General features: G+C 66.8%; 31 protein-coding genes. 14 read left to right on the forward strand and 17 right to left on the reverse strand.

All coding sequences use genetic code 11. The features are described from left to right. Positions 1 to 27: 27 nt before the first annotated feature. From ACNPNP_RS12535 to ACNPNP_RS12550, 4 genes are read right to left on the reverse strand one after another with little or no spacing between them, the layout of a single operon-like run. On the reverse strand, positions 28 to 792 hold the full coding sequence (locus tag ACNPNP_RS12535) for an ABC transporter permease (RefSeq protein WP_448966369.1): 765 nt from the start codon (positions 790 to 792) through the stop codon (positions 28 to 30). 1 nt (position 793) lies between these two features. Beyond that, positions 794 to 1585 (reverse strand): ABC transporter ATP-binding protein, encoded by a 792-nt coding sequence (locus ACNPNP_RS12540; protein WP_448966370.1) that lies wholly within the window; start codon positions 1583 to 1585, stop codon positions 794 to 796. Further along, positions 1582 to 1953, reverse strand: a complete 372-nt coding sequence (locus ACNPNP_RS12545) for a DUF1048 domain-containing protein (protein ID WP_448966371.1) — start codon at positions 1951 to 1953, stop codon at positions 1582 to 1584. The genes ACNPNP_RS12540 and ACNPNP_RS12545 overlap by 4 nt, the downstream gene beginning before the upstream one ends. A gap of 2 nt (positions 1954 to 1955) precedes the next feature. Beyond that, positions 1956 to 2315 carry a PadR family transcriptional regulator gene (locus tag ACNPNP_RS12550; RefSeq protein WP_448966372.1) on the reverse strand — a complete coding sequence of 120 codons (360 nt, stop codon included), beginning with the start codon at positions 2313 to 2315 and terminating at the stop codon, positions 1956 to 1958. A 122-nt stretch (positions 2316 to 2437) separates the two neighbouring features. On the opposite strand from ACNPNP_RS12550, the gene ACNPNP_RS12555 reads away from it, so the two are divergent. Together ACNPNP_RS12555 and ACNPNP_RS12560 are read left to right on the forward strand one after the other, a co-directional pair. Further along, positions 2438 to 3337: a TrmH family RNA methyltransferase gene (locus ACNPNP_RS12555; protein ID WP_448966373.1), complete on the forward strand. Its 900-nt coding sequence runs from the start codon at positions 2438 to 2440 to the stop codon at positions 3335 to 3337. Positions 3338 to 3485: 148 nt separating this feature from the next. Beyond that, positions 3486 to 4298, forward strand: a complete 813-nt coding sequence (locus ACNPNP_RS12560; RefSeq protein ID WP_448966374.1) for an aggregation-promoting factor C-terminal-like domain-containing protein — start codon at positions 3486 to 3488, stop codon at positions 4296 to 4298. 40 nt (positions 4299 to 4338) lie between these two features. Here the strand turns inward: ACNPNP_RS12560 and ACNPNP_RS12565 are convergent, their stop codons facing one another. Continuing rightward, the gene (locus tag ACNPNP_RS12565; RefSeq protein WP_448966375.1) at positions 4339 to 5211 is read right to left on the reverse strand and encodes a hypothetical protein; all 873 of its coding nucleotides are present in this window, start codon (positions 5209 to 5211) and stop codon (positions 4339 to 4341) included. 103 nt (positions 5212 to 5314) lie between these two features. Beyond that, complete coding sequence (locus ACNPNP_RS12570) at positions 5315 to 6154, reverse strand: helix-turn-helix transcriptional regulator (protein WP_448966376.1); 840 nt, start codon at positions 6152 to 6154, stop codon at positions 5315 to 5317. Positions 6155 to 6280: 126 nt separating this feature from the next. On the opposite strand from ACNPNP_RS12570, the gene ACNPNP_RS12575 reads away from it, so the two are divergent. Next, complete coding sequence (locus tag ACNPNP_RS12575; RefSeq protein WP_448966377.1) at positions 6281 to 7219, forward strand: SDR family oxidoreductase; 939 nt, start codon at positions 6281 to 6283, stop codon at positions 7217 to 7219. A gap of 7 nt (positions 7220 to 7226) precedes the next feature. Here the strand turns inward: ACNPNP_RS12575 and ACNPNP_RS12580 are convergent, their stop codons facing one another. After that, positions 7227 to 8303, reverse strand: a complete 1077-nt coding sequence (locus ACNPNP_RS12580; RefSeq protein ID WP_448966378.1) for a DNA polymerase IV — start codon at positions 8301 to 8303, stop codon at positions 7227 to 7229. 287 nt (positions 8304 to 8590) lie between these two features. Here ACNPNP_RS12580 and ACNPNP_RS12585 point away from each other — a divergent pair, with 287 nt between their 5' ends. The 3 genes from ACNPNP_RS12585 to ACNPNP_RS12595 are packed head-to-tail and all read left to right on the forward strand — an operon-like array spanning position 8591 to position 10811. Continuing rightward, complete coding sequence (locus tag ACNPNP_RS12585) at positions 8591 to 9547, forward strand: iron-containing redox enzyme family protein (protein WP_448967248.1); 957 nt, start codon at positions 8591 to 8593, stop codon at positions 9545 to 9547. Continuing rightward, entirely contained in the window at positions 9544 to 9744 is a 201-nt protein-coding gene (locus ACNPNP_RS12590; RefSeq protein WP_448966379.1) for a CDGSH iron-sulfur domain-containing protein, read from the forward strand. The genes ACNPNP_RS12585 and ACNPNP_RS12590 overlap by 4 nt, the downstream gene beginning before the upstream one ends. Beyond that, positions 9744 to 10811 carry a glycosyltransferase family 2 protein gene (locus ACNPNP_RS12595; protein WP_448966380.1) on the forward strand — a complete coding sequence of 356 codons (1068 nt, stop codon included), beginning with the start codon at positions 9744 to 9746 and terminating at the stop codon, positions 10809 to 10811. Before ACNPNP_RS12590 ends, ACNPNP_RS12595 begins: the two co-directional genes overlap by 1 nt. On the opposite strand, the gene ACNPNP_RS12600 is transcribed toward ACNPNP_RS12595, so the two are convergent. Next, positions 10728 to 11885, reverse strand: a complete 1158-nt coding sequence (locus ACNPNP_RS12600; protein ID WP_448966381.1) for an MFS transporter — start codon at positions 11883 to 11885, stop codon at positions 10728 to 10730. The genes ACNPNP_RS12595 and ACNPNP_RS12600 overlap by 84 nt on opposite strands. A 267-nt stretch (positions 11886 to 12152) precedes the next feature. Between ACNPNP_RS12600 and ACNPNP_RS12605 the strand changes: the two genes are divergently transcribed. Then, a complete protein-coding gene (locus ACNPNP_RS12605; RefSeq protein ID WP_448966382.1) occupies positions 12153 to 12506 on the forward strand; it encodes a nuclear transport factor 2 family protein in 354 nt (117 codons plus the stop codon). Positions 12507 to 12516: 10 nt separating this feature from the next. Here ACNPNP_RS12605 and ACNPNP_RS12610 read toward each other — a convergent pair whose 3' ends face one another. Further along, the gene (locus ACNPNP_RS12610; RefSeq protein WP_448966383.1) at positions 12517 to 12999 is read right to left on the reverse strand and encodes a DUF4383 domain-containing protein; all 483 of its coding nucleotides are present in this window, start codon (positions 12997 to 12999) and stop codon (positions 12517 to 12519) included. Positions 13000 to 13104: 105 nt separating this feature from the next. After that, positions 13105 to 13641, reverse strand: coding sequence for a TetR/AcrR family transcriptional regulator (locus ACNPNP_RS12615; RefSeq protein ID WP_448966384.1), 537 nt, complete (start codon positions 13639 to 13641; stop codon positions 13105 to 13107). Between the two features lie 67 nt (positions 13642 to 13708). On the opposite strand from ACNPNP_RS12615, the gene ACNPNP_RS12620 reads away from it, so the two are divergent. Genes ACNPNP_RS12620 through ACNPNP_RS12635 form a run of 4 tightly spaced genes read left to right on the forward strand, consistent with a single transcriptional unit; the run spans position 13709 to position 15834 of the window. Then, the gene (locus ACNPNP_RS12620; protein ID WP_448966385.1) at positions 13709 to 14527 is read left to right on the forward strand and encodes a CE1 family esterase; all 819 of its coding nucleotides are present in this window, start codon (positions 13709 to 13711) and stop codon (positions 14525 to 14527) included. Positions 14528 to 14583: 56 nt separating this feature from the next. Next, positions 14584 to 14937 (forward strand): ArsR/SmtB family transcription factor, encoded by a 354-nt coding sequence (locus ACNPNP_RS12625; protein ID WP_448966386.1) that lies wholly within the window; start codon positions 14584 to 14586, stop codon positions 14935 to 14937. Then, a complete protein-coding gene (locus ACNPNP_RS12630) occupies positions 14934 to 15392 on the forward strand; it encodes an SRPBCC family protein (RefSeq protein WP_448966387.1) in 459 nt (152 codons plus the stop codon). The genes ACNPNP_RS12625 and ACNPNP_RS12630 overlap by 4 nt, the downstream gene beginning before the upstream one ends. A 4-nt stretch (positions 15393 to 15396) precedes the next feature. After that, positions 15397 to 15834 carry a VOC family protein gene (locus tag ACNPNP_RS12635; protein ID WP_448966388.1) on the forward strand — a complete coding sequence of 146 codons (438 nt, stop codon included), beginning with the start codon at positions 15397 to 15399 and terminating at the stop codon, positions 15832 to 15834. Here the strand turns inward: ACNPNP_RS12635 and ACNPNP_RS12640 are convergent. Genes ACNPNP_RS12640 through ACNPNP_RS12650 form a run of 3 tightly spaced genes read right to left on the reverse strand, consistent with a single transcriptional unit; the run spans position 15806 to position 18317 of the window. Further along, positions 15806 to 16258 (reverse strand): DUF6069 family protein, encoded by a 453-nt coding sequence (locus ACNPNP_RS12640; RefSeq protein ID WP_448966389.1) that lies wholly within the window; start codon positions 16256 to 16258, stop codon positions 15806 to 15808. The genes ACNPNP_RS12635 and ACNPNP_RS12640 overlap by 29 nt on opposite strands. A gap of 38 nt (positions 16259 to 16296) precedes the next feature. Beyond that, positions 16297 to 17598 carry an ABC transporter permease gene (locus ACNPNP_RS12645; RefSeq protein WP_448966390.1) on the reverse strand — a complete coding sequence of 434 codons (1302 nt, stop codon included), beginning with the start codon at positions 17596 to 17598 and terminating at the stop codon, positions 16297 to 16299. Continuing rightward, complete coding sequence (locus ACNPNP_RS12650; RefSeq protein WP_448966391.1) at positions 17595 to 18317, reverse strand: ABC transporter ATP-binding protein; 723 nt, start codon at positions 18315 to 18317, stop codon at positions 17595 to 17597. Before ACNPNP_RS12650 ends, ACNPNP_RS12645 begins: the two co-directional genes overlap by 4 nt. 147 nt (positions 18318 to 18464) lie before the next feature. On the opposite strand from ACNPNP_RS12650, the gene ACNPNP_RS12655 reads away from it, so the two are divergent. Together ACNPNP_RS12655 and ACNPNP_RS12660 are read left to right on the forward strand one after the other, a co-directional pair. Next, complete coding sequence (locus tag ACNPNP_RS12655; protein ID WP_448966392.1) at positions 18465 to 19676, forward strand: sensor histidine kinase; 1212 nt, start codon at positions 18465 to 18467, stop codon at positions 19674 to 19676. Next, positions 19673 to 20347, forward strand: coding sequence for a response regulator (locus ACNPNP_RS12660; protein WP_448966393.1), 675 nt, complete (start codon positions 19673 to 19675; stop codon positions 20345 to 20347). Before ACNPNP_RS12655 ends, ACNPNP_RS12660 begins: the two co-directional genes overlap by 4 nt. Before the next feature lie 8 nt (positions 20348 to 20355). Here ACNPNP_RS12660 and ACNPNP_RS12665 read toward each other — a convergent pair whose 3' ends face one another. The 4 genes from ACNPNP_RS12665 to ACNPNP_RS12680 form a co-directional block, all read right to left on the reverse strand. Beyond that, entirely contained in the window at positions 20356 to 21288 is a 933-nt protein-coding gene (locus ACNPNP_RS12665; protein ID WP_448966394.1) for a carbohydrate ABC transporter permease, read from the reverse strand. Further along, on the reverse strand, positions 21285 to 22307 hold the full coding sequence (locus ACNPNP_RS12670) for a carbohydrate ABC transporter permease (protein ID WP_448966395.1): 1023 nt from the start codon (positions 22305 to 22307) through the stop codon (positions 21285 to 21287). Before ACNPNP_RS12670 ends, ACNPNP_RS12665 begins: the two co-directional genes overlap by 4 nt. Before the next feature lie 97 nt (positions 22308 to 22404). Further along, positions 22405 to 23697, reverse strand: a complete 1293-nt coding sequence (locus ACNPNP_RS12675; RefSeq protein WP_448966396.1) for an ABC transporter substrate-binding protein — start codon at positions 23695 to 23697, stop codon at positions 22405 to 22407. 32 nt (positions 23698 to 23729) lie between these two features. After that, a complete protein-coding gene (locus ACNPNP_RS12680) occupies positions 23730 to 25367 on the reverse strand; it encodes a GH39 family glycosyl hydrolase (RefSeq protein WP_448966397.1) in 1638 nt (545 codons plus the stop codon). A gap of 163 nt (positions 25368 to 25530) precedes the next feature. Here ACNPNP_RS12680 and ACNPNP_RS12685 point away from each other — a divergent pair. Next, positions 25531 to 26299: LacI family DNA-binding transcriptional regulator (locus ACNPNP_RS12685; RefSeq protein ID WP_448966398.1), on the forward strand; the 769-nt coding region annotated here is incomplete at its 3' end.

Genomic DNA, 26299 nt, shown 5'->3' on the forward strand with positions numbered 1-26299 from the left:
ACGGATGCCCCCCCCTTCTCTGACCGATCAGCTGATCTTCTTGCGGTAGATCGCGATCGAGAAGCCGTAGGCGACCACGAGGATGCCGACGAGCCACGCGAGAGCGACCCAGATGCTGGAGCCCACCGGCTCCTCCGCGAACAGCGAGCGGATGCTGTTCACGATCGAGGTGACCGGCTGGTGCTCCGCGAACCAGGCGACAGGCCCTGGCATCGAGGTGGTCGGCACGAACGCCGAGCTGATGAACGGGAGGAAGATCAGCGGGTAGCTGAACGCGCTCGCCCCGTCGACCGTCTTCGCCGACAACCCCGCGATCACTGCGAGCCAGGTCAGGGCGAGCGTGAACAGGATGAGGATGCCGGCGACCGCGAGCCAGGCGCCGAAGGATGCTCCGGTGCGGAACCCCATGAGCAATGCGACGCCGATGACGATCGCGACCGAGATCATGTTGGACACCAGCGATGTGAGCACATGCGCCCACAGCACGCTCGAACGAGCGATGGGCATCGACTGGAATCGCTCGAAGATGCCGCCCTGCATGTCGAGGAACAGCCGGTACGCGGTGTACGCGATGCCGGATGCGATCGTGATCAGCAGGATGCCGGGGAGCATGTAGTTGACATACGACTCGTCGGTGCCGGTGTTGATCGCCCCGCCGAGCACGTAGACGAACAGCAGCATCAGGGCGATCGGGGGGACGGCCGTGGTGATGATCGTGTCTGGGCTGCGGAGGATGTGCGTGAGCGACCGGCCGGTGAGGACCCGGGTGTCGCTGAGAACGTGAGAGGTCATGTCAGAGCTCCTTTCCTGTGGATGCTGAGGCCTCTGCTTCGCCCGTCTCACCGACGAGCGCGAGGAAGACGTCCTCGAGCGAAGGCTGCTTCTCGACGTATTCGACCTTCGCCGACGGGAGAAGCTGCTTGAGTTCGGCGAGTGTGCCGTTCTGGATGATGGTGCCCTTGTGCAGGATCGCGATGCGGTCGGCCAGCTGCTCGGCCTCATCGAGGTACTGCGTCGTCAGGAGCACGGTGGTGCCGCTCTTCGCCAGGCCCCGTACGGTGTCCCAGACCTCGATCCGCGCCTGCGGGTCGAGACCGGTCGTCGGCTCGTCGAGGAAGATGATCGGCGGGTTGCCGATCAGGCTCATCGCGATGTCGAGCCGCCGACGCATGCCGCCGGAGTACGTGGCGGCCTTGCGTCCGCCGGCATCCGTCAACGAGAAGCGAGCCAGCATGTCGTCGGCGATCCCGCCCGGGTTCTTCAGGTGCCGCAGTTTCGCGACGAGGATGAGGTTCTCCCGTCCGGTGAGCACCTCGTCCACGGCGGCGAACTGACCGGTCAGGCTGATCGACTGACGGATGTCGTTCGGCGACGCGGCGACATCGAATCCGTGGACGACCGCCGTGCCGGCATCCGCCTTCAACAGGGTGGAGAGGATCTTCACCAGCGTGGTCTTGCCCGCGCCGTTCGAACCGAGGAGGGCGAAGATGCTGCCCGATGCGACCTCGAAGTCGACGCCGCGCAGCACCTCGAGGTCCTTGAAGGATTTGCGGATGCCGCGCACCTGGATGGCTGCGGTGGTCATGAGCGGGTCTCCTTTCCGATCGCCTGGTCGAACGCCTTGTTGAGGCGGGCGCGCTCCTTGTCGATCCATTCCTTGCCCTGATAGGACTTGGCGAAGGTCTCGGTGAAGTCCACCGGGTCGTCTCCGACGATGTCCTTGACGGAAGTGCCGTCGACGGCCGCTCGCTCCCAGAGGTCGACGAGATCCGTGAACATCTGCGCGAGAGTGTCGCCGCTGGTGATGCCGCCGTAGTACATGAAGTACCGGTTCATCGCCGTGGCAGCGGTGCGGTACGGCTCCGGAAGAGCGTCCATGCGGGCCTTGTCCTGCTTGTACTGCTTCTTCTGCTCGAGCGATCCGGTGACCACTTCGATCCACTTGCTTGCCATGATCAGTTCCCTTCGATGGTCGTGCTGTCGGTGACGGTGTCTGTACTGCGGAGATGTTCGATGCGTTCTGCGAGGAAACTCCACGTCCCCCAGAACTCGACGAGCTGCTCTCGTCCCTGCGCGTTGATGGAGTAGACCTTGCGGGGCGGGCCCTTCTCGGACGGGACCTTCTCCACGTCCACGAGACCTCGCTGCTCGATCCTGACGAGCAGCGCGTACACGGTGCCCTCGGCGATCTCTGCGAAACCCTCGTCGCGAAGCCTCGCCGTGATCTCGTACCCGTACGCCGGCTGGACGGACAGGATCGCGAGAACGATGCCCTCGAGCGTGCCCTTGAGCATCTCGGTCATCTGATTGCCCATCGGATCACTTCCCTTCCTCTACTCAGTGTTGTTGACTACCAGTAGACGGTAACACTAAGTACCGGTAGTTAGCAACAGTGAGTACTGAAATTTCTCGGAAGCGTCCGGGTACGCTCGAATCCATGCCGCAGCAACCCCGCCAGCACCGCAGAAAGCCGGTCTCGAGAACCGCGCAGGCGTCGAGCACCAAGGCGGTCTCCACCCGCAACGCCACGTTCCAGTACTGGGAGACGCTTCTCGGCAACCGCACCAAGCGCAACCGCGCAGGAGAGATGATCGTGCAGGGCGTGCGTCCGATCAGGCTCGCGCTGGAGTCCGATCTCGAAGTACGAGCGATCCTCATCACTCACACGAACGGGCGTTCCGCATGGGCGTCCGAGACGATCGCCGCCGTGCAGGCCTCCGGCGCCGCGTCATGGCTGGTCGCACCCGAGTTGATGGTCGAACTCGGCGAGAAGGACGAGGAGCCTCCGGAACTGCTGCTGATCGTCGCCATCCCCTCCGACGATCTCTCCCGTCTGCCGGTCGCGGACGACGCGCTCTATGTCGCCCTGGATCGCCCGGCCTCACCCGGCAACATCGGCTCGATCGTGCGATCGGTCGATGCGCTGGGCGGCCATGGAGTGATCGTGACCGGACACGCAGCCGACCCCTACGACCCGCGCGCGCTGCGGGCGTCGACCGGATCGGCGATCATGACGCCGACGGTCCGGCTCCCCAGCATCCATCCCGCACTCGAATGGATCGAGCGCCTGCGCGCCGACGGCGTCGACATCCAGATCGTCGGGACGGATGAGGACGGCACGCTCGACGTGTGGGACGTCGACCTCAGGAGGCCCACGCTGCTGGTGACGGGGAACGAGCACTCCGGCATGTCGGCGGCCTGGAAGGACGCGTGCGACGTGCTGACGCGCATCCCGATGACAGGCCACGCGTCGTCATTGAACGCCGCGAACGCGACCGCCGCCATCCTCTACGAGGCCACGAGGCAGCGGCGGACCGCCGGTCGTCCGGCCGACTGACGAGGGCGGGCTCACACCTCGCATCCAGGGGACGCGGAGGTTCTGCACAGAAGCACTGATGCAGAATCGTTACTTTGCGTGTCCGACCCGATGGGCGCGCATGCCGCCCCGAAGCGGCCCGGATACCCTAAGGATCGTTACGTTCGTGATGCCCAAGACCCCCTCGCACTCCCCTGCCCGCCGCCGTCGATTCGGCATCTCGCTCGCCATCGGCGTGCTCGCCGCCACCGGGATCGCCGTCGCTGCCCCTGCCGTCGCCGCCATGACCGCGCAGTCCTCAGTCGTCGACGCCAAGGCCTCAGGAATCGAGAAGGCCGCCGCAGCCGAGGCCGTCGTCGCCGGACGCGCGGCTCTGACCGACGCGGCATCCGCCGTCTCCGCGGCCGAGGCGAGCGGCCTCGACCTCGGTGAGGCGACCACCGCGGTCGACACGTCCGGCCTGCTGCAGGCCATGGACGATCTCGACGACGTCGACTCCCTCACCTCGCTGGAGCTGCCCGTCGTGCGCGTGAAGGCCGGCACCGAGATCGCGTCGGTGAGCGCGCAGGCGGCCGCACTGCGCGAACGGCAGTCTGCAGCCGCGGCTGCGGCCGAAGCCGCCAAGCAGGCCGCTGCCGCCGAGGCCGCGGCCGCCGCCCTCGCCAGCGCCAACACCCCTGACGGTGCCAGGGCGACCGCAGCGGCCATCGCCTCGGAGCAGTACGGCTGGGGCGGCGGTGAGTTCGAATGCCTCAACCTCCTGTGGGAGAAGGAATCGGGCTGGAACTACCAGGCCTACAACCAGGACGGCGGCGCCACCGGCATCCCGCAGTCGCTGCCCGGCGACAAGATGGCCAGCTTCGGCGCCGACTGGGCGACCAACGCGACCACGCAGATCCGCTGGGGCCTGGACTACATCCAGCGCGCGTACGGCAGCCCGTGCGCGGCGTGGGGTCACTCGCAGTCGGTGAACTGGTACTGATCCCCGAGCGGCATCCTCGTGGTGGCCTCCCCGATGGTGGTCACCACGGGATGTCGAGCGCCAGGTACGCCTCGAACTCGGCATCCTTCGGGAAGTCCCTGAACTCCTCCGGAGATTCGGCCGACGCGGCCTCCAGGTAGCACCCCGCGGTGAAGCTCGCGTTCGAGGGGATGTCCGGCATGTCGGAGCAGACTCCGAACAGCTCTCCGTCGACGTATCCGGCGATGTACACCTCGGGATACTCGGGAACCTGGCTGAGAGTCGAGGTGAGCGTGGCCTCCACGAAACCTTCCCCGCCGAGCATCGTGTCGGTCGTCACCTCGCCCGTCATGATCGGGTCGACGAACTCGCCCATGGTCTGCTCGATCCGGATCGAGGCCGCATCGCTGATGTCGGACGAGAACACGCCCTGGAACATCGACACCTGGCCGGGCAGGATGTACACGCTCGTCGGGCCGCGATCGAGGATGCTGCCGTCCTCTGCATACGCGGTGACGTCGAAGTAGAGCTCGGCGGCCTGATCGGAATCGTGGTTGGTCACGGTCGCGTAGATGCCGACGTAGTCGTCGGGCAGGAGCTGCGTCATCGCGAACGACCCGAACTCGAGATCGGAGACCGCGGACACCTCGATGCCCTGCACGGTCTGGGGCTCGCCGTCAGCCGCCGCTGCGGCAGTGGGTGTGGGCGTCGGCTCCGGTGCGGCGACCGCCGACCGATCGAGCCACAGCCATGCCGCCGCGCCGCCGAACCCGATCGTCGTGATCAGCAACGCCGCGCACGCGATCGCGAGCCCCAGGACCGGGCCGTTGCGCGACTCGCGTGCGGTCACGGGAATCGGTGGCGCCTCGGCGACCGGCGGCGCGGGAATGCGCGGATCGACCCAGGCGTCGTCGGAGGGTGGCGGCAGCGTCATCGTCCTCCTCTTCCACGGCACCTCCGCGCTCGTGCACGGCGGCGTGGATTTCCTGTCGATGCTACACAGACCCGCGCGGCGAGCGAATGGGCACATCTACCCGTCAGTGCACCGCGCTCGGCGCCAGCACGCTGAGCAGTCTCAGCTTCTCGTGACTGGGCGTACCCGGCGAGGCCGTGTAGACCAGCAGCACGTGAGAGCTCGCGGGATCGACCAGATTCTGGCAGGCGAGGTCGAGCGCGCCCACTTCCGGATGGATGAAGCGCTTCGTCTCCCTGGGACGCACGCCGATCTCCTGAAGGTCCCAGACCGCTCGGAACTCTTCGCTGCTCTCGAGAAGGAGCTCTGCGAGATGCGCTGCACGCGATCCAGGCCCGCGCACCGACGCGACCTGTCGCAGGCCGGACGCCCACAGCCGCGCGAGGAACTCGTGCTCGGTCGGATCGTAGAGTTCGCGCGACCGAGGATCGGAGAACCAGCGGAACCCGATGCTGCGCTCCGGCCCCGACAGGTGGGTCAGGTCACCCGTGAGCACGACGCCGAGGGGCGTCTGGCGCAGCGTCTCGCCCAGCTCGGTCACGATCTCGGCAGGAGTGTCGTGCAGCCGGTCGAAGATCCGCAGCATGCCGGGGCTGATGTGATCGGTCGACGCGCCTCGCGGTGGCGGCCGATGGCCGGAGAGGCGGAAGAGGTGGTCGCGTTCATCGATCGAGAGATGCAGCCCCTGCGCGATCGAGGCGATCATCTGCTCGGACGGCAACGGGCCGCTGCCCCGCTCGAGCCGCGCGTAGTAGTCGGCGGACATGTGGCACAGCGCCGCCACTTCCTCCCTTCGGAGCCCGTCCGTGCGTCTGCGCTGCCCGCGCGGAAGACCCACGTCCTCCGGCTGCAGCACGTCACGACGCCGACGGAGGAACTCGGCCAGACCGGCTCTGTCGATCACGTGCATGTCCTCCCCTCGTCTTCGTCGATCCTGGCATCCGTGCGACTCCGCATCCACTGATCGACGAGTCCTGGATGCGAATCAGCGCGCCCCGGAGAGTGGAAGCACAACGAAGGAGCACTCCACATGGCACGCAGGAACATCGACATCACCCTCCCACCGCTCGACGGGCGCCGCGCGGTCGTCACCGGCGGGAGCGACGGCATCGGACTGCGCATCGTCACGCGCCTCGCGCTGGCCGGCGCCGAACTCGTCCTCCCCGTGCGAAACATGCGCAAGGCAGAGGCGGCGGTCGACCGCATCCTCGAGAAGGCTCCCGATGCACGGATATCGATCCTGCCGCTGGATCTTTCATCGCTCGAATCCATCGCGCAGTTCGGCGACGACATGGTGCGCGACGGTCGCCCGGTCCATCTGCTCATCAACAACGCCGGTGTCATGACGCCGCCCATGCGACAGACGACGCGGGACGGCTTCGAGCTGCAGTTCGGGACGAACCATCTCGGGCACTTCGCACTCGTGTCCCACCTGCTGCCGCTCCTGCGGGCCGGCCGCGCGCGCGTCACCTCGCAGCTCAGCGTCGCCGCGAACCAGGGCTCGATCAACTGGGCAGACGTCAACTGGGAGAACTCCTACGACGGCATGCGCGCGTACAGTCATTCGAAGATCGCTTTCGGACTCTTCGGACTCGAACTCGATCGCCGCAGCCGCGCCCATGACTGGGGCATCACGAGCAACCTGTCGCATCCGGGAATCGCCCCGACGAGCCTGCTCTCCGCCCGCGACGAGATCGGACGCAGCGAGGACACTGTCGGTGTGCGTGTGATCCGCTGGGCCTCGAAACGCGGAATCGTCGCCGGTACGCCGGAGACCGCCGCCCTCCCCGCGCTCCACGCGGCGACATCGCCGGATGCCGTCGCCGGCCGCCTCTACGCGCCTCGAGGGATCGGTCATCTCGGAGGAGGTCCCGCCGAGCAGAAGGTGTTCTCGCGGCTGCGCAGCGAGGAGGATGCACGACGCATCTGGCAGATGTCCGAGAAGCTGACCGGCGTCACGTTCTCGTAGCCGCGCGTCAGATCCTTCCGCGCACCGGTGTGCGCTCGACGTCGTCGCCGTTCGCGGGCATGGCCATCTCGGCTCTGACGCCCAGCAGTCGCACCTCGCGATCGACGTCGAGTGTCGCAGCGAGCGCCGCAGCAGCCGACATCACGGTCTCGCGGTCGGTCGTCGCATCCGGAAGCTTGCGGCCGAACGTCTTCGTCTCGAACGGGGCGTAGCGCACCTTCAGATGCACGCGGATCACCGGACGGCCCTCGGCCGCGCAGTCGTCGAACGCGTGGCCGGCGAGTTCGCGCACAGCCGCGACGATCTCGCCCGGCGTCGTGAGGTTCTGCTGATACGTCGTCTCTCGGCTGTGGCTGCGGGCCACCCACGGGGTGTCGTCGACGACGCTGGGGCCGATCCCTGAGCCGAGTCCGTGATACCAGACGCCCATCTTCGGGCCGAACTCGCGTATGAGCTCCTCGGGATCGGAGTCGGCCAGCTCGCGCACCGTGCCGATACCGTGTGCGGCGAGGCGCTTCTGCACCTTCGGGCCGATGCCCCACAGATCGCGCGTGGATCTGTCACCCATCACCTCGAACCAGTTCGCCTCGGTGAGGCGGAAGACGCCCCTGGGCTTGCCGAACTCGGTCGCGATCTTGGCGCGGATCTTGTTGTCGCCGACGCCGACGGAGCAGTGCAGCTCCGTGGCGGAGAGGACGGCCGCCTGGGCGTCGCGGGCGACAGCTTCCGGGTCATCCGTCTCCACGCCGAGGAAGCACTCGTCCCAGCCGATGACCTCCAGCACGACGCCCGGCAACCCGCGCAGGGCCGTCATGACCTCGTCCGATGCCTGCTCGTACGCCGCGTGGTCGACGGGGAGGAAGACGGCGTCGGGCGGCGCCTTGCGGGCGGCGATCTTCAACGGCATCCCCGATCCGATGCCGAACGCACGTGCCTCATAGGATGCCGTCGACACCACCGCCCGCTCGGTCGGGTCGCCTCGGCCGCCGACGATCACCGGCAGACCCGCGAGTTCGGGTCGTCGCAGCACCTCCACCGCGGCGATGAACTGATCCATGTCGACGTGCAGCACCCATGCGGCCATGACACGAGTCTGGCGCGCGGAGGCCCGGATGTCACCTGTCTCACGGTGCCAGCGGCCCGACCGCCATCGGCTCGGCGTACGTGCTCTCGCACATAGACATCGCGTCCCGTCGGCGTCAAGCCCCTCGCGCATCAGGCTCGTTGCCGAAATGCTGACTCGCATCCTCAGGATCGGAGTCGCCAGTGTCACTCACCATTCCCTCCCCCGCCGAACCACGATCGAACATCGTCCCCGGCGCCGGTTTCACGGCACGCGGCCCTCTCAGCAGCGCAGTGCTGCATCACCTCATGGGTTCGGAGCACGCCGACCACCGGGACCTGGCCCGTCGAGTCGGAGCGGAGACCGATGACGTCATCCGGGACGACGACATTCAACTCAGCCTCTTCGCACTCTATGCGTCGTCATACGGTTCGGTACCCGCCTTCTCACCGGATCTCGAATGGGATCCGCAGCTGATCGAAACGCGACGCATTCTCGAGGGCGCGTTCGAACGCGCCCTCCGCATGGCAGTGCCTCCCACGGATCTGCCGGCAGCCGACGCCGATGCCGTGGCCCGTGCGCTGTTCTCGCTCACCGCTGCCGACGCCGGCCCGAGCCTCTCGCGTCACGTCGCGAAGAAGGCGACTCTCGAGCAGGTGCGGGAGTTCCTCATCCAGCGCTCGATATACACGCTGCACGAGGCCGATCCGCATTCCTGGGCGATTCCTCGCCTCCACGGACGGGCCAAGGCGGCCCTCGTCGAGATCCAGGCTGACGAGTACGGTGGCGGGCGTGCCGACCGCGTGCATGCCGCGATCTTCGCTGCGGCGATGCGCGGAGCGGATCTCGACGACTCTTATGGCGCCTACGTGGACGCGGTGCCGGCAATCACCCTCGCTTCGCACAACATGATGTCGATGTTCGGCATCAACCGGCGACTTCTCGGCGCGATCGTCGGACACCTCGCAGCGTTCGAGATGACATCGTCGATCCCGAATCGGCTGTACGGGGACGGCATGCGCCGCCTCGGCCTCGGGCCAGAAGTCACCGACTACTTCGACGAGCATGTCGAAGCGGACGCGGTCCACGAGCAGATCGCCGGGCACGACCTGGCCGGCGCTCTTGCGGAAAACCGTCCAGAACTGCTCCCCGACATCATGTTCGGCGCCGCCGCCTGCCTGGCCGTCGACGGATGGGCCGGCATGCACCTTCTGGATTCGTGGGCCGATGGAGCGTCATCGCTGCGCGCGGGTGCGTTCCGATGAGTCGAGAACGCGCGACGATCACCCCTTATCCGGACGGGCCGCTGCTACTGCGAGGAGATGTCGACCTCGTCACGGCGGATGGCCGGCCGATCGAACGCAACCGACGCACCGTCGCCCTTTGCCGATGCGGGCTTTCCACGATCAAGCCGTACTGCGACGGCACGCACAAAGCCGCCGGGTTTCGCACGGAGGAGTGATGCGTTCGCGCCTCGAAGCCGAGTACATCCTGCCCTTGCGCTGGACGGTGGATGACGCGCTCCCAGACCTGACCGCGTACCTCGAGCGCTTGAGCGCGTGGGTCGACATCACCGTCGTAGACGGATCCGATGATGCACTGTTCGCGGTTCATCAACGCGCATGGCACGGGTTTGTGCGTCACCGCCCTGTGACAGTGGCCGAAGGGTTGAACGGGAAGGTGCGAGGTGTACTCGCGGGGGTCGCGATCGCCAGGCACGAGGCGATCGTGATCGCCGATGACGACATCCGCTACGACTACGACGCCCTCGTAGCTATGGTCGAGGACCTGGCGAACGCCGATCTCGTGAAACCGCAGAACCACTTCGATCCTCTCCCGTGGCACGCCAGGTGGGACACCGCTCGCACCCTGCTCAACCGGGCGATGGGCTCGGACTACCCGGGCACGCTCGGCGTGCGGCGCTCGACGATCACGGCGACCGGCGGATACGATGCCGACGTCCTTTTCGAGAACCTCGAGCTGGAGCGGACCGTGCTGGCGTTCGGCGGCAGAGTGAGTAATCGGCGCGACGTGTTCGTCACCAGGCGGCCGCCGACCGCCCGGCACTTCCTCTCACAACGCGTGCGCCAGGCCTACGACAGCTGGGCTCAGCCGGGCCGGCTGCTTCTCGAAGCATCCATAGTCCCTGCCGTCATCACTCTGCGGCGTCGGCCCGTAGCTCTCGTGACGCTCGCGCTCGCATTGATCTGTCTCGCAGAGTTCGGCCGCGGGCGCGATGGCGGTCGGTCGGTCTTCCCTGCGTCGAGTGTGCTGTGGGTCCCGATCTGGGTGGCCGAGCGAGGCGTCGCCACTTGGATCGCCCTCGCGCTCCGGCTCCGCGGCGGCGTGCGATACGCCGACGGTCGGATCACTCGGGCGGCGAACTCGGCGCGAGTGCTGCGGCGTCGGGCGGCGGCTGTTGCCGTCGGGCGGAAGACGACCGCTTCACCGCACCACTCGAGTGCCACGACCCGGAGCCCGCATCAGCAGAACGAGCACGACTGCGCACAACGCCGCGGCAGACGCTAGCCATGCGACCCCCTCTCCTCCCCACATCGCATACGCTGCGCCGGCCACGATCGGCCCGATGAACGCGCCCGCGTTGAGCGCCGCAGTGGCATAGGAGCCGCCGAGGAGCGGCGCGCCTTCGGCTTCCCTCACGATGCGCGAGATGAGAGCGGAGCCGACGGCGAACGAGAGCGCGCCGACGATGAGCGAGAGCGCGAACAGCCACACGGCAGAACCGGAGAAGAACGCCATCAGCATCCATCCCACGCTGACCAGCGCTCCGCCGACACCGATCCACTTCTGCTCTCGACCGGCAGCCCATCGCCCGGTCGCCGTCACTCCGAGGAAGGAGCCGATGCCGAACGCTGCGAGCAGCAGCGGAACGAGCGCAGCCGGGATGCCCGCGGCGGCGCCGATGAGGCCGAGGAAGGTGAATACGCCGAACGTCGCCGCGTTGAACAGTGCGGCGAGCAGTATCGGGCCGAGCACCGGCCACCGTCGCAGTTCACGCAGTTCCGATCGGATGCGGGGACGCATCCCGCTCGCACTCGTCATGGAAGCGCGCGTGAAGAGGAGGATGAGCAGTGCGGGCACGCAGAGCAGGCAGATCGCCCAGAACGTCAGTCGCCAGCCGCCGAGCTGCGCGAGTGCAGCCCCCGCTGGCACGCCGACGATGGTGGCGAGCGTGATTCCGGCCAGCATCACCGCGATCGCGCGCGTGAGGCGGTCTTCCGTGACGAGGTTCCTCGCCGTGGACAGCGCCAGCGCCAGGAACCCGGCATAGGCGAACGCCGCGATCACGCGCGTCACGAGCAAGACGAAGAACGAGTCGGTCGCCCCGCCCGCGACATGCGACGCGACGAAAACGATGAGGAAGCCGATCAGCGAGGTGCGCGCGGGCAGCCGCGCTACGAGCATCGCCATCGTCGGCGCACCGACGACCATCCCCGCAGCGAAGGCGGAGGTCAGCAGGCCGACGGACTCGGGTGAGACGGAGAGATCGTCAGCGATCTCGGTGAGCAGGCCCGCGAGCATGAACTCGCTGGTGCCTTGGGCGAATATCGCAACAGTGAGGACATAGATGAGCAGAGGCATGGGTGCATCCAGACGAAGGCGCGACGAGGGCGCAGAGCGCGACGATCACCGCAGAGTGAAAATGTGGTCGCCGAGAGACGCGGGGAGCGAAGGCTCGACCCGCGGCGTCATCTGGATGCTTCAGGACTCACGACGACCACTATAGACCGCTGATATGGCCTCACGCCTGCGGCCTTGTCAAGCCGGTCGTTGCGCTGGTCGTCGCGGTCTACTCTGCCGAAGAATGCGGCACTGGTCACGGCGGCCGCTCTGACGAAAGGGGAAGTCGTGCGCACGACCACAGAAGTCCTCCATGATCACCTGTCGAAGCGACTCGAAGGCGACGTCGACGCGGACATCGCCGACAACTATGCCGAGAACGTGACCGTGCTCTCCGGATCGGGCGAGTTTCGCGGGCACGAGGGAGTGCGGATGGCCGCCGACGAACTCGCACGTCTCGTCGGCGCAGGAACGTTCACCTACAGGCAGACTCTGGTGGCGGGCGATTATGCCTTCCTCGAGTGGACGGCCGACGGTGAGAGCCAGGTCAAGGACGGTGCTGACAGCTTCGTCGTCGAGAAGGGGCGCATCGTGATGCAGAGCATCCATTACAGCCCGGACCCGGCGCAAAGGCACGGGTGAGCGCCGGTGCTCAGCGGCGACCGTCCGTGGTGGTCGGCAGCCGCGGGGCGCGCGTCACGAAGATCCCGAGCAGGACCATGGCGAGCGCGAGTCCGAGGTGGAGCCAGTTGTCCGCGTCGTTGACCGGCAGGATGTTGAGCTGATCGTTACCCACGGCGAACAGCCCGTACAGCCAGACGACGAAGTAGATGATGCCGCCCCAGATCAGGTACATGCGGGATGCCATCGCACGGGCCGCGACGATCACACCGGCGATCCCGAAGGCGAGATGGACGATGTTGTGCAGCACCGAGACTTGGAACACGCCCAGCAGGGGCGCGTCCGAGTGCGCCCCGGCACCCGCGAGATGCTCGGTCGAGTGCGTGAGCCCCGGGATGAACCCGGCGATACCCACCAGCAGGAACACGATTCCGGCGATGAGAGCGATCTTCTGAATCGCCGTACCTGCGTACGACACCGGATCGCCCGCGCGCGTTGTGTTCGGAGTGTCCATGGTCGTCCTCCTTCACCTTCACGAGTGGAGATGGTGAAAGCTAACGCGCTGAGGCGCCTGTCGACGAGGGGATTGACGCGTGCGGGCGGCGGGAGTAGTGGGTGCCTATGCGGCGAGTATCCCGTCGAACAGCGCATCGAGGTATTGCGAAGAGCGCTCTGGTCGCAGGCGTGCGGCGTACCCGAGGCCGCAGAGCAGGACCATGACGTCCGCCGGCTCCAGCGTGGTTCTGAAGTGCTCGGCGTTGCGGGCGATCAGGCCCGAGAACGCCTCGAAGAGTTCGGCGCGCAGCGCACGCGTCTCGTCCCGCGCAGCAGTGGACGACACGACGGCATCCGCGAAATCCGGGTCATCGCTGAAGACCTGCAACGACTCCGTGATGAACCCGCGCACGGTGTCGAGTTCCCCGGATCGGCTTGCCGCCGATCTCGCCGCATCCGCCATCTCGACGAAACGCTGTTCGACGAGCGCCTCCCTCAACGCCTCGGTCGAGGGGAAGTGCCGGTACACCGTTCCCACCCCGACGCCGGCGTGATGCGCCACGGCGTTGAGGTGAAGCGTGGCGCTGTCGGAGCGGAGCGCTCTCGCGACGTCGAGGATGCGCTCCCGATTTCGATGCGCATCGCGGCGGAGGACGGGCATGAATCCACTGTAACGGATGACTCATCCGAACGGATACATTATCCGGTTTTGCAGGTAGTCTGAGACCATGACCGACCAGAGCAGACAGTTCATCGACGTAGACGGCACCCGACGCAGTTACATCCACGTCGCACCGGCATCACCTCGGCCGGACGCTCCTCTACTGCTCGCGCTGCACGGCTCATCGCAACAGGGGCGGACGATGCAGCGGTTCAGCGGTCGCACCCTCGATGCCCTGGCGCAGCGCATCGGGGCCGACCTCGTCTACCTGAACGGCTACGGTCGCGCATGGAACGATGCGCGCAGGCAGAAGCTGTCGAAGGCCCAGAAGGCCGGCATCGATGACGTCGGCTTCGTGAACGCCGTCATCGACCGCTTCGCCCGCCCTACGATCGCCGTCGGATACTCGAACGGCGGGCAGCTCACGCACCGCATCCTGCGTGAACGCCCGGCACTGCTCGCCGGGGCGACGATCATCGCCGCCGGCCTGCCGGTCGACGATGACTATCTGCTCGCCGATGTCGACCCGGGCCGGGTGCCGGTGCTCATCGTGCACGGCACCGCCGACCCGATCGTGCCCTACGCGGGAGGCATGCCCAGGATGCTCGGGCGCGCCACGCGCGGCATGGTGCAGTCCGCGCCCGCAACGGCCCGCCGTTACGCACCGGCGGGCGAACCCCGCATCCGACGCGATGGCGATCTCGAACGGGCCGACTGGGAAGGCGTGCGTTTCATCACGCAGTTCGGAACCGGCCACGTGATCCCGAATCGCACCACCTCTCCCCTGCCGATCGCCGTCGGCCCATCGCATCACGACATCGACCTCGGCGAGGAGATCGAGAGCTTCTTCGGACTGAACCCCGCTCTGACACGCTCGATCCCTTGACGTCGGCACCCTTCGGGAGTATAAATTAAGCATACTCTTAATTAAGAAGGTTCCTCATGACAGTCTCCGACCCGCTGAGTCAGGTGTTCGCCGCACTTGCGGATCCGACCAGACGTGAGATCCTCTCCCGGCTCTCGCAGGGATCGGCGACAGTCGGCGAGGTCGCCGCGCCGTTCGCGATGAGCGCCCCGGCGATCTCGCAGCATCTGAAGGTGCTCGAGCGCGCGGGCCTCGTGACACGCACAGCCCACGCCCAATGGCGCACGCTGTCCATGCAGGCGGAGCCTCTGGACCAGGCGTCCGCATGGGTCGAGAAGCACCGCCGCGAATGGAACCTGAAGCTGGACACTCTCGACGCGCATCTCAGCTCGATGAAGACCCCATCGGAAGACCGGAAGGAAGAATCATGAGCACGACCGACGCAACACCGCAGTTCTCGATCACTCGCACTTTCGACGCACCCCGCGAGCTCGTGTGGAAGGCATGGACCGACGAAACCGAACTGGCGCAGTGGCTGCATCCGTTCGGGGTGTCGACCGACAGTGTGTCGTTCGACGTCCGCGTCGGTGGCCGCTACCGCTACACGATGACGAATGACGAGACCGGCGAGAAGTTTCCGACCGGCGGCGAGTACATCGAAGTGGACCCGGTCGACCGACTCGTCTTCACCTGGGGCGAACCCGAAGCTCCGGTCGAGGGCGCGCCCGTCATCACACTGACATTCGCAGAACGAGGCGCGCAGACGGAGCTGGTCTTCCACCTTCGCGGACACGAGGGCAACCCCGGTGACGGCTTCATCTACGACGGCTGGGACGAGGCGCTCACGAACTTCGGTCGGTTCCTCGCCGGCGATCTCGAGGACTGAGCACATGGGCGTCAGGATGGACAACATCGGGATCGTGGTGGAGGACCTAACACCGGCGATCGAGTTCTTCACAGAGCTCGGACTCGAACTCGAGGGCCGCGCCATGGCGGAGGGCGAGTGGGCCGGACGCGTCACGGGCCTCGGCGACCAGCGGGTCGAAGTGGCGATGATGCGCACGCCGGACGGCCACGGCCGCGTCGAACTGTCCCGGTTCCTGCATCCGGACGTCATCGCCGACAACCGGCGAGCGCCCGTGAACGCGCTGGGCTACCTCCGCGTCATGTTCGAGGTCGGCGACCTCGATGACGCCCTCGACCGCCTTTACGCACGGGGCGCAGAGCTCGTCAGCGACGAGGTGGTGCAGTACGAGGACGTCTATCGGCTGTGCTACATCCGCGGTCCGGAAGGGATCCTCATCGGACTCGCTCAGAGCCTGCGCTGACGGCCGACTCGGCGGAGCCCGAACGCAGCGGCATGAACCGTCGATAGGTGAGCACGGCGATGATGATCGTCGCGACGTGCATGAGCGAGAGAGCACCGGCCACGAGCCACCCCATCGCGACGCCCACGGCGATGTCGGGGATGAATGAGACCACGAGGAAGGTCGGCACCAGCCATCGCATGATCTTCGCAGGGTGCCGCGCGCGCCGGTTGATGATGTGCCAGCCGGCCGCGCCGGCGAACGCGGCGATCACGGTGAAGCTGATGTACGCGACCGGCTGCAGCCCGCCGACGCTCTCGGCGCCGAGGGATACGGCGCCGAGGGCGATGAGCGCGTTGACGGCGCTGGCCGCGACCGCGACGATCAGTGCGCTGAACGGAAGCGCGGTGCGGACCCGGTAGCCGGGCTGGGTGATGGTGATCATTTCTCCTCCTGGGTTCGGTGGTCGTGCGGAAGGTGACGTCATTCGTAGCGGAGTGCTTCGACGGGGTCTTTGCGTGCCGCCCGCGCAGCGGGGAGAGTCCCCGCGAGGAACGCGACGGCCATGATCAGCACGATCGTGAGCGCCACCGTGAGCGGATCGAAGGCGACGATGGTCAGCCCCGGCAGATCTGCGAGCAGGGCGCCACCGAGGAACGTGCTGGCCGCGGTGCCGACGATCATCGCCACGACCACGCCGATCGCACTGCCGAGGAAACCGATGAACACGGCCTCGGTGCTGAACAGCGCGAACACGCGCCCGCTGCCCATGCCCATCGCCTTCATGAGTCCGATCTCCCTGGTGCGCTCCTGCACTGACATCAGCAGGGTGTTGACGATCCCGAACGCCGCGGCGAGCAACGCGATCGCGGCGAACACGTTCAGCACGAGCACGATGGTGTCGATCACGGTGGTGAATGCACCGAGTTGATCCGCGGTGGTCGTGGCGGCGAAGCCGGCATCCGTCAGTCGTTCCTTCAACTCTTCGATCTCGGCGGTCGTGAGGTCGATGTCGAACCAGGCGGTCGCCTCCGCCCAGCGATCCAGCTGATCGGCCGGCAGCCCGGTGCTCTGCAGCTGGTACAGGTCGTCTTCGAGCGCCTGATTCGCGACGAGGCCCGTGCCGCTGGCAGCAGCGAGAGCCTCTTCGGCGACGCCGACGATCGTGACCTCCACGTCATGCTGAGTGAACGCGCCGTCGGTGACGGCGACGGTCAGCGGCTCGCCGATCGCGGCGTCGGCATCGGCGAAGCCGAGCGCTTCGACGTAGGTCACCGGAATCGTGACCTGCAGTTCGGTACTGCCGTCATCGGGCTCCGCGCCCGCCGCGAGCTGCACGTTCTGTCCGGCCACCAGCCCTCCGAGACTCGCGACATACGGAGTGTCGTCGCCGTACTGCACGTAGTCCAGCTGCACCGACTTGACCGGCTCGACCTCGAGGATGCCGTCGACATCACCGATCGCCTGGATGTCGGCATCCGTCATGAGGGTGACGGAATCCTGTGCCGGGCCGTTCCCCGTGACGACCGAGTCGGGGTCGTACTCCCGCGGCCCCGTGTCCTCCGCGTCGGCAGACGCCTCGCCGGTCTTGGTGACGGTCATCACGTCGTCGGCGCCGATGCCGGCGACGGTGTCGTCGATGTACCGGTTGATGCCGGTGCCGAGTCCGCTGGTGAGAGTGAGTGTGAATGCCCCGACGAAGATCGCCAGCACCGTGAGAGTCGTACGCGCCTTGGAGCGGAACGTGTTCGCGATCGCTGTGCCGATCAGGTCGCCGGCGTTCATGCTGCCACCTGCTCGCCGTCGACGATGACACCGTCACGGATGTGGATGCGCCGATCGCAGCGAGCGGCGAGCTCCTCGTCGTGCGTGACGATGACGAGGGTGATGCCCTGTTCGCGGTTCAACGTGAACAGGATGTCTTCGACCACGCCCCCGGTGTTGGTGTCGAGGTTGCCGGTGGGCTCGTCAGCGAAGATGACCCGCGGGGAGTTCACCAGGGCTCGTGCGATCACCACCCGCTGCTTCTGCCCGCCCGACAGATTGATGGCCTTGTTCTTCGCCTTGTCACCGAGCTCGAGCTGTTCGAGCGCGTTCGTGGCCCGGTAGCGACGAGCGCGCCGCCCGACGCCGGCGATCTTCAACGGCAGCGTCACGTTCTCGAGCGCGGTCTGGCTCCCGTTGAGGAAGAACTGCTGGAACACGAAGCCGAAGGTCTTGTTCCGAGCCCGGTTCAGCCGCGCCCCTCGCAGCTGTCGAGTGTCCTGACCGTCGAGCAGCAACGATCCCTGGCTGGGCTGATCGAGAAGCGCGAGCAGGTGCATCAGGGTTGATTTCCCCGACCCGCTCTTGCCGACGATCGCGATGCTCTCCCCTTCGCGGATGTCGAGGCTGACGCCGCGCAGCGCGTCGAACCTGCTCGGGCCGCGCCCGTAGGTCTTGTGCAGATCGCGGACCGAGAGTATCGGTGCGCTTCGGTCTTCGGTCGCCGTCGAGTGTGTCACTGGGCTCTCCTCTTGTCTGGGATGCAACGAGCCTCCCGCGGGGCGGGGTCTCGGCGCGTCGCCCCAGCGAGGCACCTGCATACCCTGAACGGGGTATCTCCGGCCGGAACCTAGGGAAGCGGCGGCGTGCGGATCGATAATGAGAGCATGCGCAGCGTACGGGCACCCGAGGTCGCCTCGCCGGCGCGCGCCACGATGCCGGGGTGGGCGAGGGATCTGCTCGCAGCGATCGCCGTCCTCCTGACCGCCTTCGGTCCGCTGACGCGGCTCACCGACGGGCTCTCGCCTCTCGGCTGGATCATCGTCGGCCTGCCGGTCGCACTCATGTTCCTGCGCCGCCGGTACCCGTGGGTCGTGCTGGTCGCGTGCGTGGCGTGCTTCGTCGCCGTCTCGCTCACGCTCGCGCTCACGCCGTTCTCGGCCCTGCCGACGGGCATCGCCGTGTTCACGATCGCCACCCGCACGAATCGCCGCACCGTGCTGGTCACTGTGCTGAGCGTGCTCGTGGTGATGATTCCGGCATCCATCTTCCACGAGTGGGCGTCGCTGCACCCGCTCACGATGCTCGTCCTGGTGATGGTGGGGTTCTTCGCCGCGGCCGGCGACGCGATCAGATCCCGTCGGGCGTATATCGACGAGATCACCCAACGAGCCGTGCAGGCGGAGCAGACCCGCGAGGCGGAGGCTTCGCGACGCGTCGCCGAGGACAGGCTGCGCATCGCGCGCGATCTGCACGACACGGTCGCGCACCAGATCTCGGTGATCAATCTGCATGCCGCCGTCGCGGGCCGAGCGATCGACGACGACCCGGTCGCCGCGAAGTCGGCTCTCGCCACCGTCGGCACCGCGTCCAGACGCGTGCTGAGCGAGATCGGCGACCTGCTCTCCACGCTGAGGGCACCCGATGAGGCGCAGCCCCTGGCACCCACGCCGGGCCTGGGAATGGTGGGGGCGCTGATCGAAGAGTTCGAGGGGTTCGGTCTGCACGTCACTGCGCGGATCGAGGGCGACCTCAGCGATCTGCCGGCCGCCGTCGACCTGGCCGGTTACCGGCTCGTGCAGGAGGCGCTCACGAACGCGCACAAGCACGGTTCGGCTCCTCGCGCCCACGTGTGGATCGATCGCGATGAGGGCATGCTCCGGCTTATCGTCACCAACCCCGCGGCGAACGACGCCGACCAGAGCGGGCCCGAGCAGGGCGAGCCCGCCATCGACGCCTCCGCAGGGCACGGTCTGCTCGGCATCCGCGAGCGGGTCACCGGCGTGGGCGGAACGCTCAGCGCCGGTCGCGACGGCGGTTCCTTCCGCGTCGAGGCCGTCATCCCTCTCCAAGGGGAAGTGCCGCAGGTGCCCGCGTGATCCGCGTCGCCATCGCCGATGATCAGGCGCTCATCCGCACCGGCGTCGCGCAGCTGCTCGGATCCGAGCCCGACTTCGAGATCGTCGGCGAAGCCGGGGACGGAGTGGAGGCCGTCGCACTCGCCGCCCGGTCGAACCCCGACGTCGTCCTGATGGACATCCGGATGCCGAACATGGACGGGATCGAGGCCACGGCGAAGATCTGCCTCTCCCCCGCGTCGACCGCCACCCGGGTGCTCATCCTCACCACGTTCGAGGAGGACGAGTACGTGGTCGCGGCGCTCCGTGCCGGTGCCAGCGGGTTCATCGGCAAGGGCGCCGACCCCGACGAGATCGCCCGCGCGGTCAGAGCCGTCCACGCCGGCGACGCCCTGCTGTCCCCCGCAGCCACGCGCAGTCTGATCGGACGGTACCTCGACGCCGACCCCGTGCACGCCCGACGCCCTGCCGGCGTCGATCCCGGCATCCTCACGCCCCGCGAGGCCGAGATCCTCCTCCTCGTCGCACGCGGACTGTCCAACGACGAGATCGCCACCGATCTCTACATCTCGGCCCACACGGCGAAGACCCACGTCAAGCGCATCATGGCGAAGATCGGCGCGCACGACCGCGCGCAGTGCGTGATCTACGCCTACGAACGGCGACTGCTCAGCCCGGCCGAGGAGACGTAGGACTCGGCTCAGCCCTTGACCGCCCCGGCCATGACACCGGCCACCAGCTGCTTGCCGAGGAACACGAACGCGATCAGCAACGGCAGCGCGATGAGGAACACGCCGGACATGATCAGGGCGTGATCGGCAGTGAACGCCCCGCTCAGCTGCGGAATGACCAGCGGAAGCGTCTTCTGGCTGCGCAGCACCACCGACGGCCAGAAGAACTCGTTCCACGAGCCCACGAATGTGAACAGCGCGAGCGTGGCCGCTGCGGGCCTCGCCGCGGGCAGCGCGATGGACCAGAAGGTGCGCAGGACGCTCGCGCCGTCGACGCGTGCGGCCTCGATCAGTTCGTACGGCAGCGCCTCCTTGAGGTATTGGGTCATCCAGAAGACGCCGAAGGCACCGACGAGGCTGGGCACGATGAGCGCGGCGAGAGAGTCGATCCAGCCGAACTCGTTCATCATGATGAACATCGGGACGGTCCCCAGCTGCATCGGGATCACCAGAGTCGCGATCACGAAGACGTACAGCCCGTTCTTGCCCCGGAACCCGAGCTTGGCGAACGAGAAGCCGGCGAGAGTCGAGAAGAACACGGTCGCTGCGGAGACCACCACCGCGACGACGATCGAGTTCAGCGCCGACACCCAGAAGTCGATCTGGTGGTTCGAGACGATCGCGATGATGTTGTCGAACAGATTGGGCCCTGGAAACAGTCTGGGCAGCGCGCTCTGCGCGATCTCGATCCGCGTGGACGACCCCAGGATCGCTGTGTAGTACAGCGGGAACACCGAGGCGATGAGCACGATCGACAGCAGGGCGTACGTCACCCAGCCCGGCCGAGGACCGACCGAATCCTCGCGGGGTTTGAACTTGATCGGCTTGCCCTTGGCGGCACGCCGCTGGGCGTACTTCTTGGCACCGGGCCCGGAGATGCTCTCGATCAGGGGTGTGCTCATCGGCCCTGGCCTTTCTCGCTGAGGCGCTTCGCGGCGAGGCGGGAGGCGCGGGTCGGTTTGGAGGTGTTGGTGGAGATCGCTCTCGTGAGGAAGAAGTTCAGCAGCGTGAAGAAGATGATCACTGCGGCGAAGAGCCAGGCGACGGCTGCCGCCTGCCCCATGCGGTCCTGCCAGTCGCCGAAGCCCAGGTTGAAGAGGTAGAGCACCGTGGTCAGCCACTGGTTGTCCGCGCCGCCCTGTCCTGTTCCTCCGCTGCCTGTTCCGTCGAAGACTCTTGCCTCGTCGAACACCTGCAACCCGCCGATCGTCATCGTGAGGACGACGAAGATCATGGTCGGACGGATGCTGGGGATCGTGATGGAGAAGAACTGCCGCGCGCGCCCTGCCCCGTCGATCGTCGCGGCCTCGTACATGTCACGAGGGACCGTCTGCATGGCTGCGAGGAAGATCAGTGCGTTGTAGCCGGTCCAGCGGAAGATGATCATCGTCGCGATGGCGACGTGCGAGAGGAGCCGGTTGTGGAAGAACGGCGAGTCGACGTCGCTGAACCAGCCGAGCTCGTGCATGAGCGGGGTGACCAGCCCGAACTGCCCGAACACCTGCGAGAAGATCATCGCCGAGGCGACGGGCATGACGACGAAGGGCACCAGAACGCCCATCCGCCAGAATGTCTTCGTCCTCAGGTTCTGGTCGAGGATCGCCGCGATGAGCAGCGCGAGGATGAGCTGCGGGATGAGCGACAGCACGAAGATCGAGAACGTGTTCTGCAGCGACGTCCAGAACGCCGGCTGGTTCAGCACCCAGGTGAAGTTGTCGAACCCGACGAAGTCGCCCTGACCGAGACGACGATCCCAGTCGTGCATCGCCACCCAGATGTTGAACAGGATCGGGAACAGCCCGAAGATCGCGAAGCTCAGGAAGAACGGCGAGATGTAGAGGTACGGCGAGATCTTGATGTCCCACCTGGACAGGTTCCGGGAGAACCCGAGGCGGCGCGTAACAGCGGTCTGCGATGTCATGTCTCTGCCTGTTTCACCTTCATTGTGAACGCGTGTGCGCCGTGGCCCGCCCTGGATCGAACGGGCCACGGCCCTGCATGCTCGGTCGGTCAGTCGGTCAGTCGGTCAGCCCGAGTGCATCGAACTCGGCGACCGATGAGGTCCATGCCGCTGCGGCATCCTCACTGCCTGATTCGATGCGACGGATGCCGTCCATGACGAGTGTCTGGATTCCGGCGAAGTTCACACCGCGGAATCCGCCGGCCGCCTTGTCACCGGCCGACTCGGCCAGACCCGCGTAGATGGCGCCGGTCTCCTGGCCGCCGAAGAACTCATTCGCGGTCTCCGCGACGGCGGGGTCCTGCATCGCTTCGAGCTGAGACGGGAACTGACCGTTCAGCAGGAACATCGATACGGCGGCCTCCGGCGAGGTGAGGAAGTCCGCGAGTTCTACGGCCGCATCGGTGTGCTTGCCTGCGGCCGGAACGGCGAAGAACGAGCCGCCCCAGTTGCCGCCGCCGTCGGGGAAGGCATCCGCGATCCGCCAACCCTCGAGACCCGCAGCGTTCTCGGCGATGATGCCCGTCGCCCATGCGGGTGTGATGACCGTGGCCCACCGGCGCGCCTGGAATCCGGCGCCCCAGTCGGCATGACCGATCCCGACTCCGGCCGAGACGCCCTCCTCGGCCGCCTCGCCGAACATCGTGAACAGATCCTTCACATCATCGTTGTCGGCGAGCGCGACCGCATCGCCGCTGTCCGGGTCCTCGAACGCGGCGGGGAGCTGGTTGATCGCCGCCTGGATCGCGGTACTGGTGGAGTCGATCCATGCGGCATCCGATGCCTCGGTGAACTGCCTTCCGGCGTCGAGGAACGACTCCCATGTGGCATCCTCACCCCCGATGAACTCGGTGAAGCCCTCGGGATCGGAGGGGAGACCGGCGGCTTCCATGAGCGTGGAGTCGTAGGCGATCGCGAGCGGACCGATGTCCATCCCGTAGCCCTTGATCTCGTCGCCGACGGATCCCTGAGTGACCTTCCAGTCGACCCACCGGTCTTCCACTGCGGGCAGGGTGACCCAGTCCTCAGGGAGCGCCATCATCTCGGTCCACCAGTCGAGTTCGACGAGGTGGAGATCGGACAGTCCGGCACCGTTGGAGGCAAGACCGTTGCGCAGCACGGTCTGAGCAGAGGCGCCGTCGGCGAAGGAGTTGACCTCCACCTTGATGCCGGTCTCCTCGGTGAACTGCTCGAGCAGTTCCGGCGGGATGTCCACCCAGGTGGCGACGGTGAGGGTCTCGGGTTTCTCTCCGCCACCGCCCTCATCTGCGCCTCCGCTGCAGCCGGACACAATCAACGCTGTCGATGCGGCGATCGCCGTGAACGCGATGGCCTTCCTCTTGGTCCTCATCTTCGAGTCCTTTCGTGTGTGGGTTCGTGTATCTAGTGGGTCTGTGGAGCGATCGAGGCGACCGCCCACGCGGGGAGTTCGAAGTCGATGTGCAGTGCCCCGTCGTCGCCGACGGTGAGAGTCCTCCGGTCGAGGCGGTCCGCGGTCTCTCGGAGTTCCGCGGTCTGCTCGCGGCTGAGGTTGAGGGGGGATCCCATCCGATGCCATGCCTCCGCGACGTTGCCGTGCTCCCAATCGAGGACCTCGAGGGTGAATACGGCTCCCGGGATCAGCCCTTCGAGCGTGTGCCGGATGCCGCGGGCGGAGCCGATGAGAGCGAGATCACGCGTGCTGCGATAGTCGGGACGCGACTCCAGGCCCGCCCCGCCCATCTCATCCGGATAGTTGTAGAAGACGGCCGACACGTCACCGGTCTTGGAGGAGCGCGTGATCACGCCGTCCGCAGCCTCGTGCACGAGTCGGTCGCCCAGCCTGTTGAGCATGGCCATGGCGTGGAACGTCGGCTTGTGCAGGCCCTGCTCGTTCACGAAGCCGAAACCGCCGTGGAAGGGGCCGATGCCGCCACCGCCCTCCTCGAAGACATCCGTGAAGGTCCAGTAGGAGATCGATTCCGCCAGGGCTTCCCCCTTGAGGAACGCCCGCACGATGTACGGCGCCGCGAACAGGGTGTCGTGGATCGCGTCGCGGCTGGACGGCGAGGTCGACCACTCGGTGATGTGCAGTTCGACGTCAGGGTACGGACTGTGCGCGATGATCTCGCGCATGAGCTCCAGGTCCTGACGGGTCGCGTCCGCATGACGGGTGATCGCTTTGCCCCGCCCTGTCGAATCGGCGGCGTAATCGGTGGGATACAGGTGGGTCGACAGGAAATCGAGTGGCACGCTGCGCTCGGCGCAGTAGGCGAGGAACTCGTGGATCCACACCGGCTGCCAGTCCAGGCTGTCGGGGTCGGCCGTCTCAGCGGTCTCGACCTCGAGGGCCGGATCGTGGTACTCGCCGGCATACCGCTCGTCGGGGACGAAGACGCTCGTCGATGGACCACCCACTCGGATGCCGGAGTCGATCGCCTTGATCGCCCTCGCGCTGGCCTCGTAGAGCTCGAAGTACTCCGTGCGCGTGCCGGTCCAGAAGTGCGGCACGAGGTTCGGTTCGTTCCAGACCTCGAACGGCCATTGCCTGACCTCGTCGATGCCGTACCGGTCGATCCAGTGCCGGACCGTCGCCGTGACGAGTTCGACCCAGCGGTTCATGTCTTTGGGTGGGCTGCAGTGCGCCTTCCACCAGAACAGGGTCTCGGTCTGCGTCGCGAGCGCACGCGGCATGAATCCGAGTTCGACGAACGGGCGCGCTCCGGTGTCGAGGATCGCATCGAACACCTTGTCGACGTACGCGAAGGTGTGCACGGGCTCCGGCAGCGAGGTGTACGGGCCGAAGCCGCCGCCGTTCTCCGTGCGGTACACGAACATGTCGTCGTGGAAGAGCCCATGGAAGCGGACGTGCCGAACGCCCAGCACATCGACGGCCTCACGGAAGTGCGCCTGCCAATCCGCACGCAGCGCCTCGTTGGCCCTGCCTGCGCCGACGCACTCGTTCCAGACGTGCCGCAGCACCCGCTCGGTGGCGGGTTCTCTGTCTGCCAGTACGGTAGACACCGACACATCAAGAACCATCGAGAATCTCCTTTGATCGAGTGAATGTCTCGTTTTTACGAAACTGTTTCGCTATGCTTGGATGCAGGTTCACGGTAGCGCGCTCTGCCATTCAGTGTCGAGTCGGCAGTATCACGGTTAGATAACAGCGCAAGAGACCGAAACAATTTCGGAAGGATGAGGGATGAGTTCCAGCTCGGCCACGCCGCGCAAGTCGACGCTCTCCGATGTGGCCGCCGCATCGGGCGTGTCCAAGGCCACCGTGTCGAAGGCGCTCAACGGTCGCGACGATGTGTCGGCCGAGACCAGGGAACGCGTGCTCGCCGCAGTGTCGGAGCTCGGCTACCGCCCGACGCCCTCGCCGGCGACGGAGGGACGTCGCGCGATCGCCGTCGCTTTCGACATCCCCGCTTCGCCGTACATCCTGAACGTCCTCCAGGGTGTTCTCGCCTCGGCCACCGACAACCACCTCGACCTGCTGACCCGGCTCGCGCCGGACCGCACGGTGCGCACCCAGCGAGCTGTCGCACATGCGTGGATCGCCGAGCAGCGTGCCGCCGGCGTGATCGGCGTCGTCGGATTGACGCTGTCCAGACCGGATGCTCTGCTCGATGCCGCCGCCGAGGCGAAGCTGCCCTTCGTGATGGTCGACCCGGTCGACACCGCGCATCGCCGACTGGTGAGCATCGCGTCGAGCAACTGGGCGGGCGCACGGGCGGCGGCCGATTACCTGATCTCGCTCGGCCACCGCCGGATCGCATGGATCGGCGGGCCGGAGTCGTCGGTGGCCGCACGAGATCGCCTGTACGGCTACCGCGCCGCGCTCGATGCTGCCGATCTGGAAGCCGACCCCTCGATGGCGGTGTCGGACCAGTTCGACGTGGCGGCCGGCGCCCGGCACGCCCGGGACATGCTCACAGCCGCCCACCCGCCCCCGGCGATCATGGCTGCGG

The organism is Microbacterium xerophyticum, from assembly GCF_053543555.1.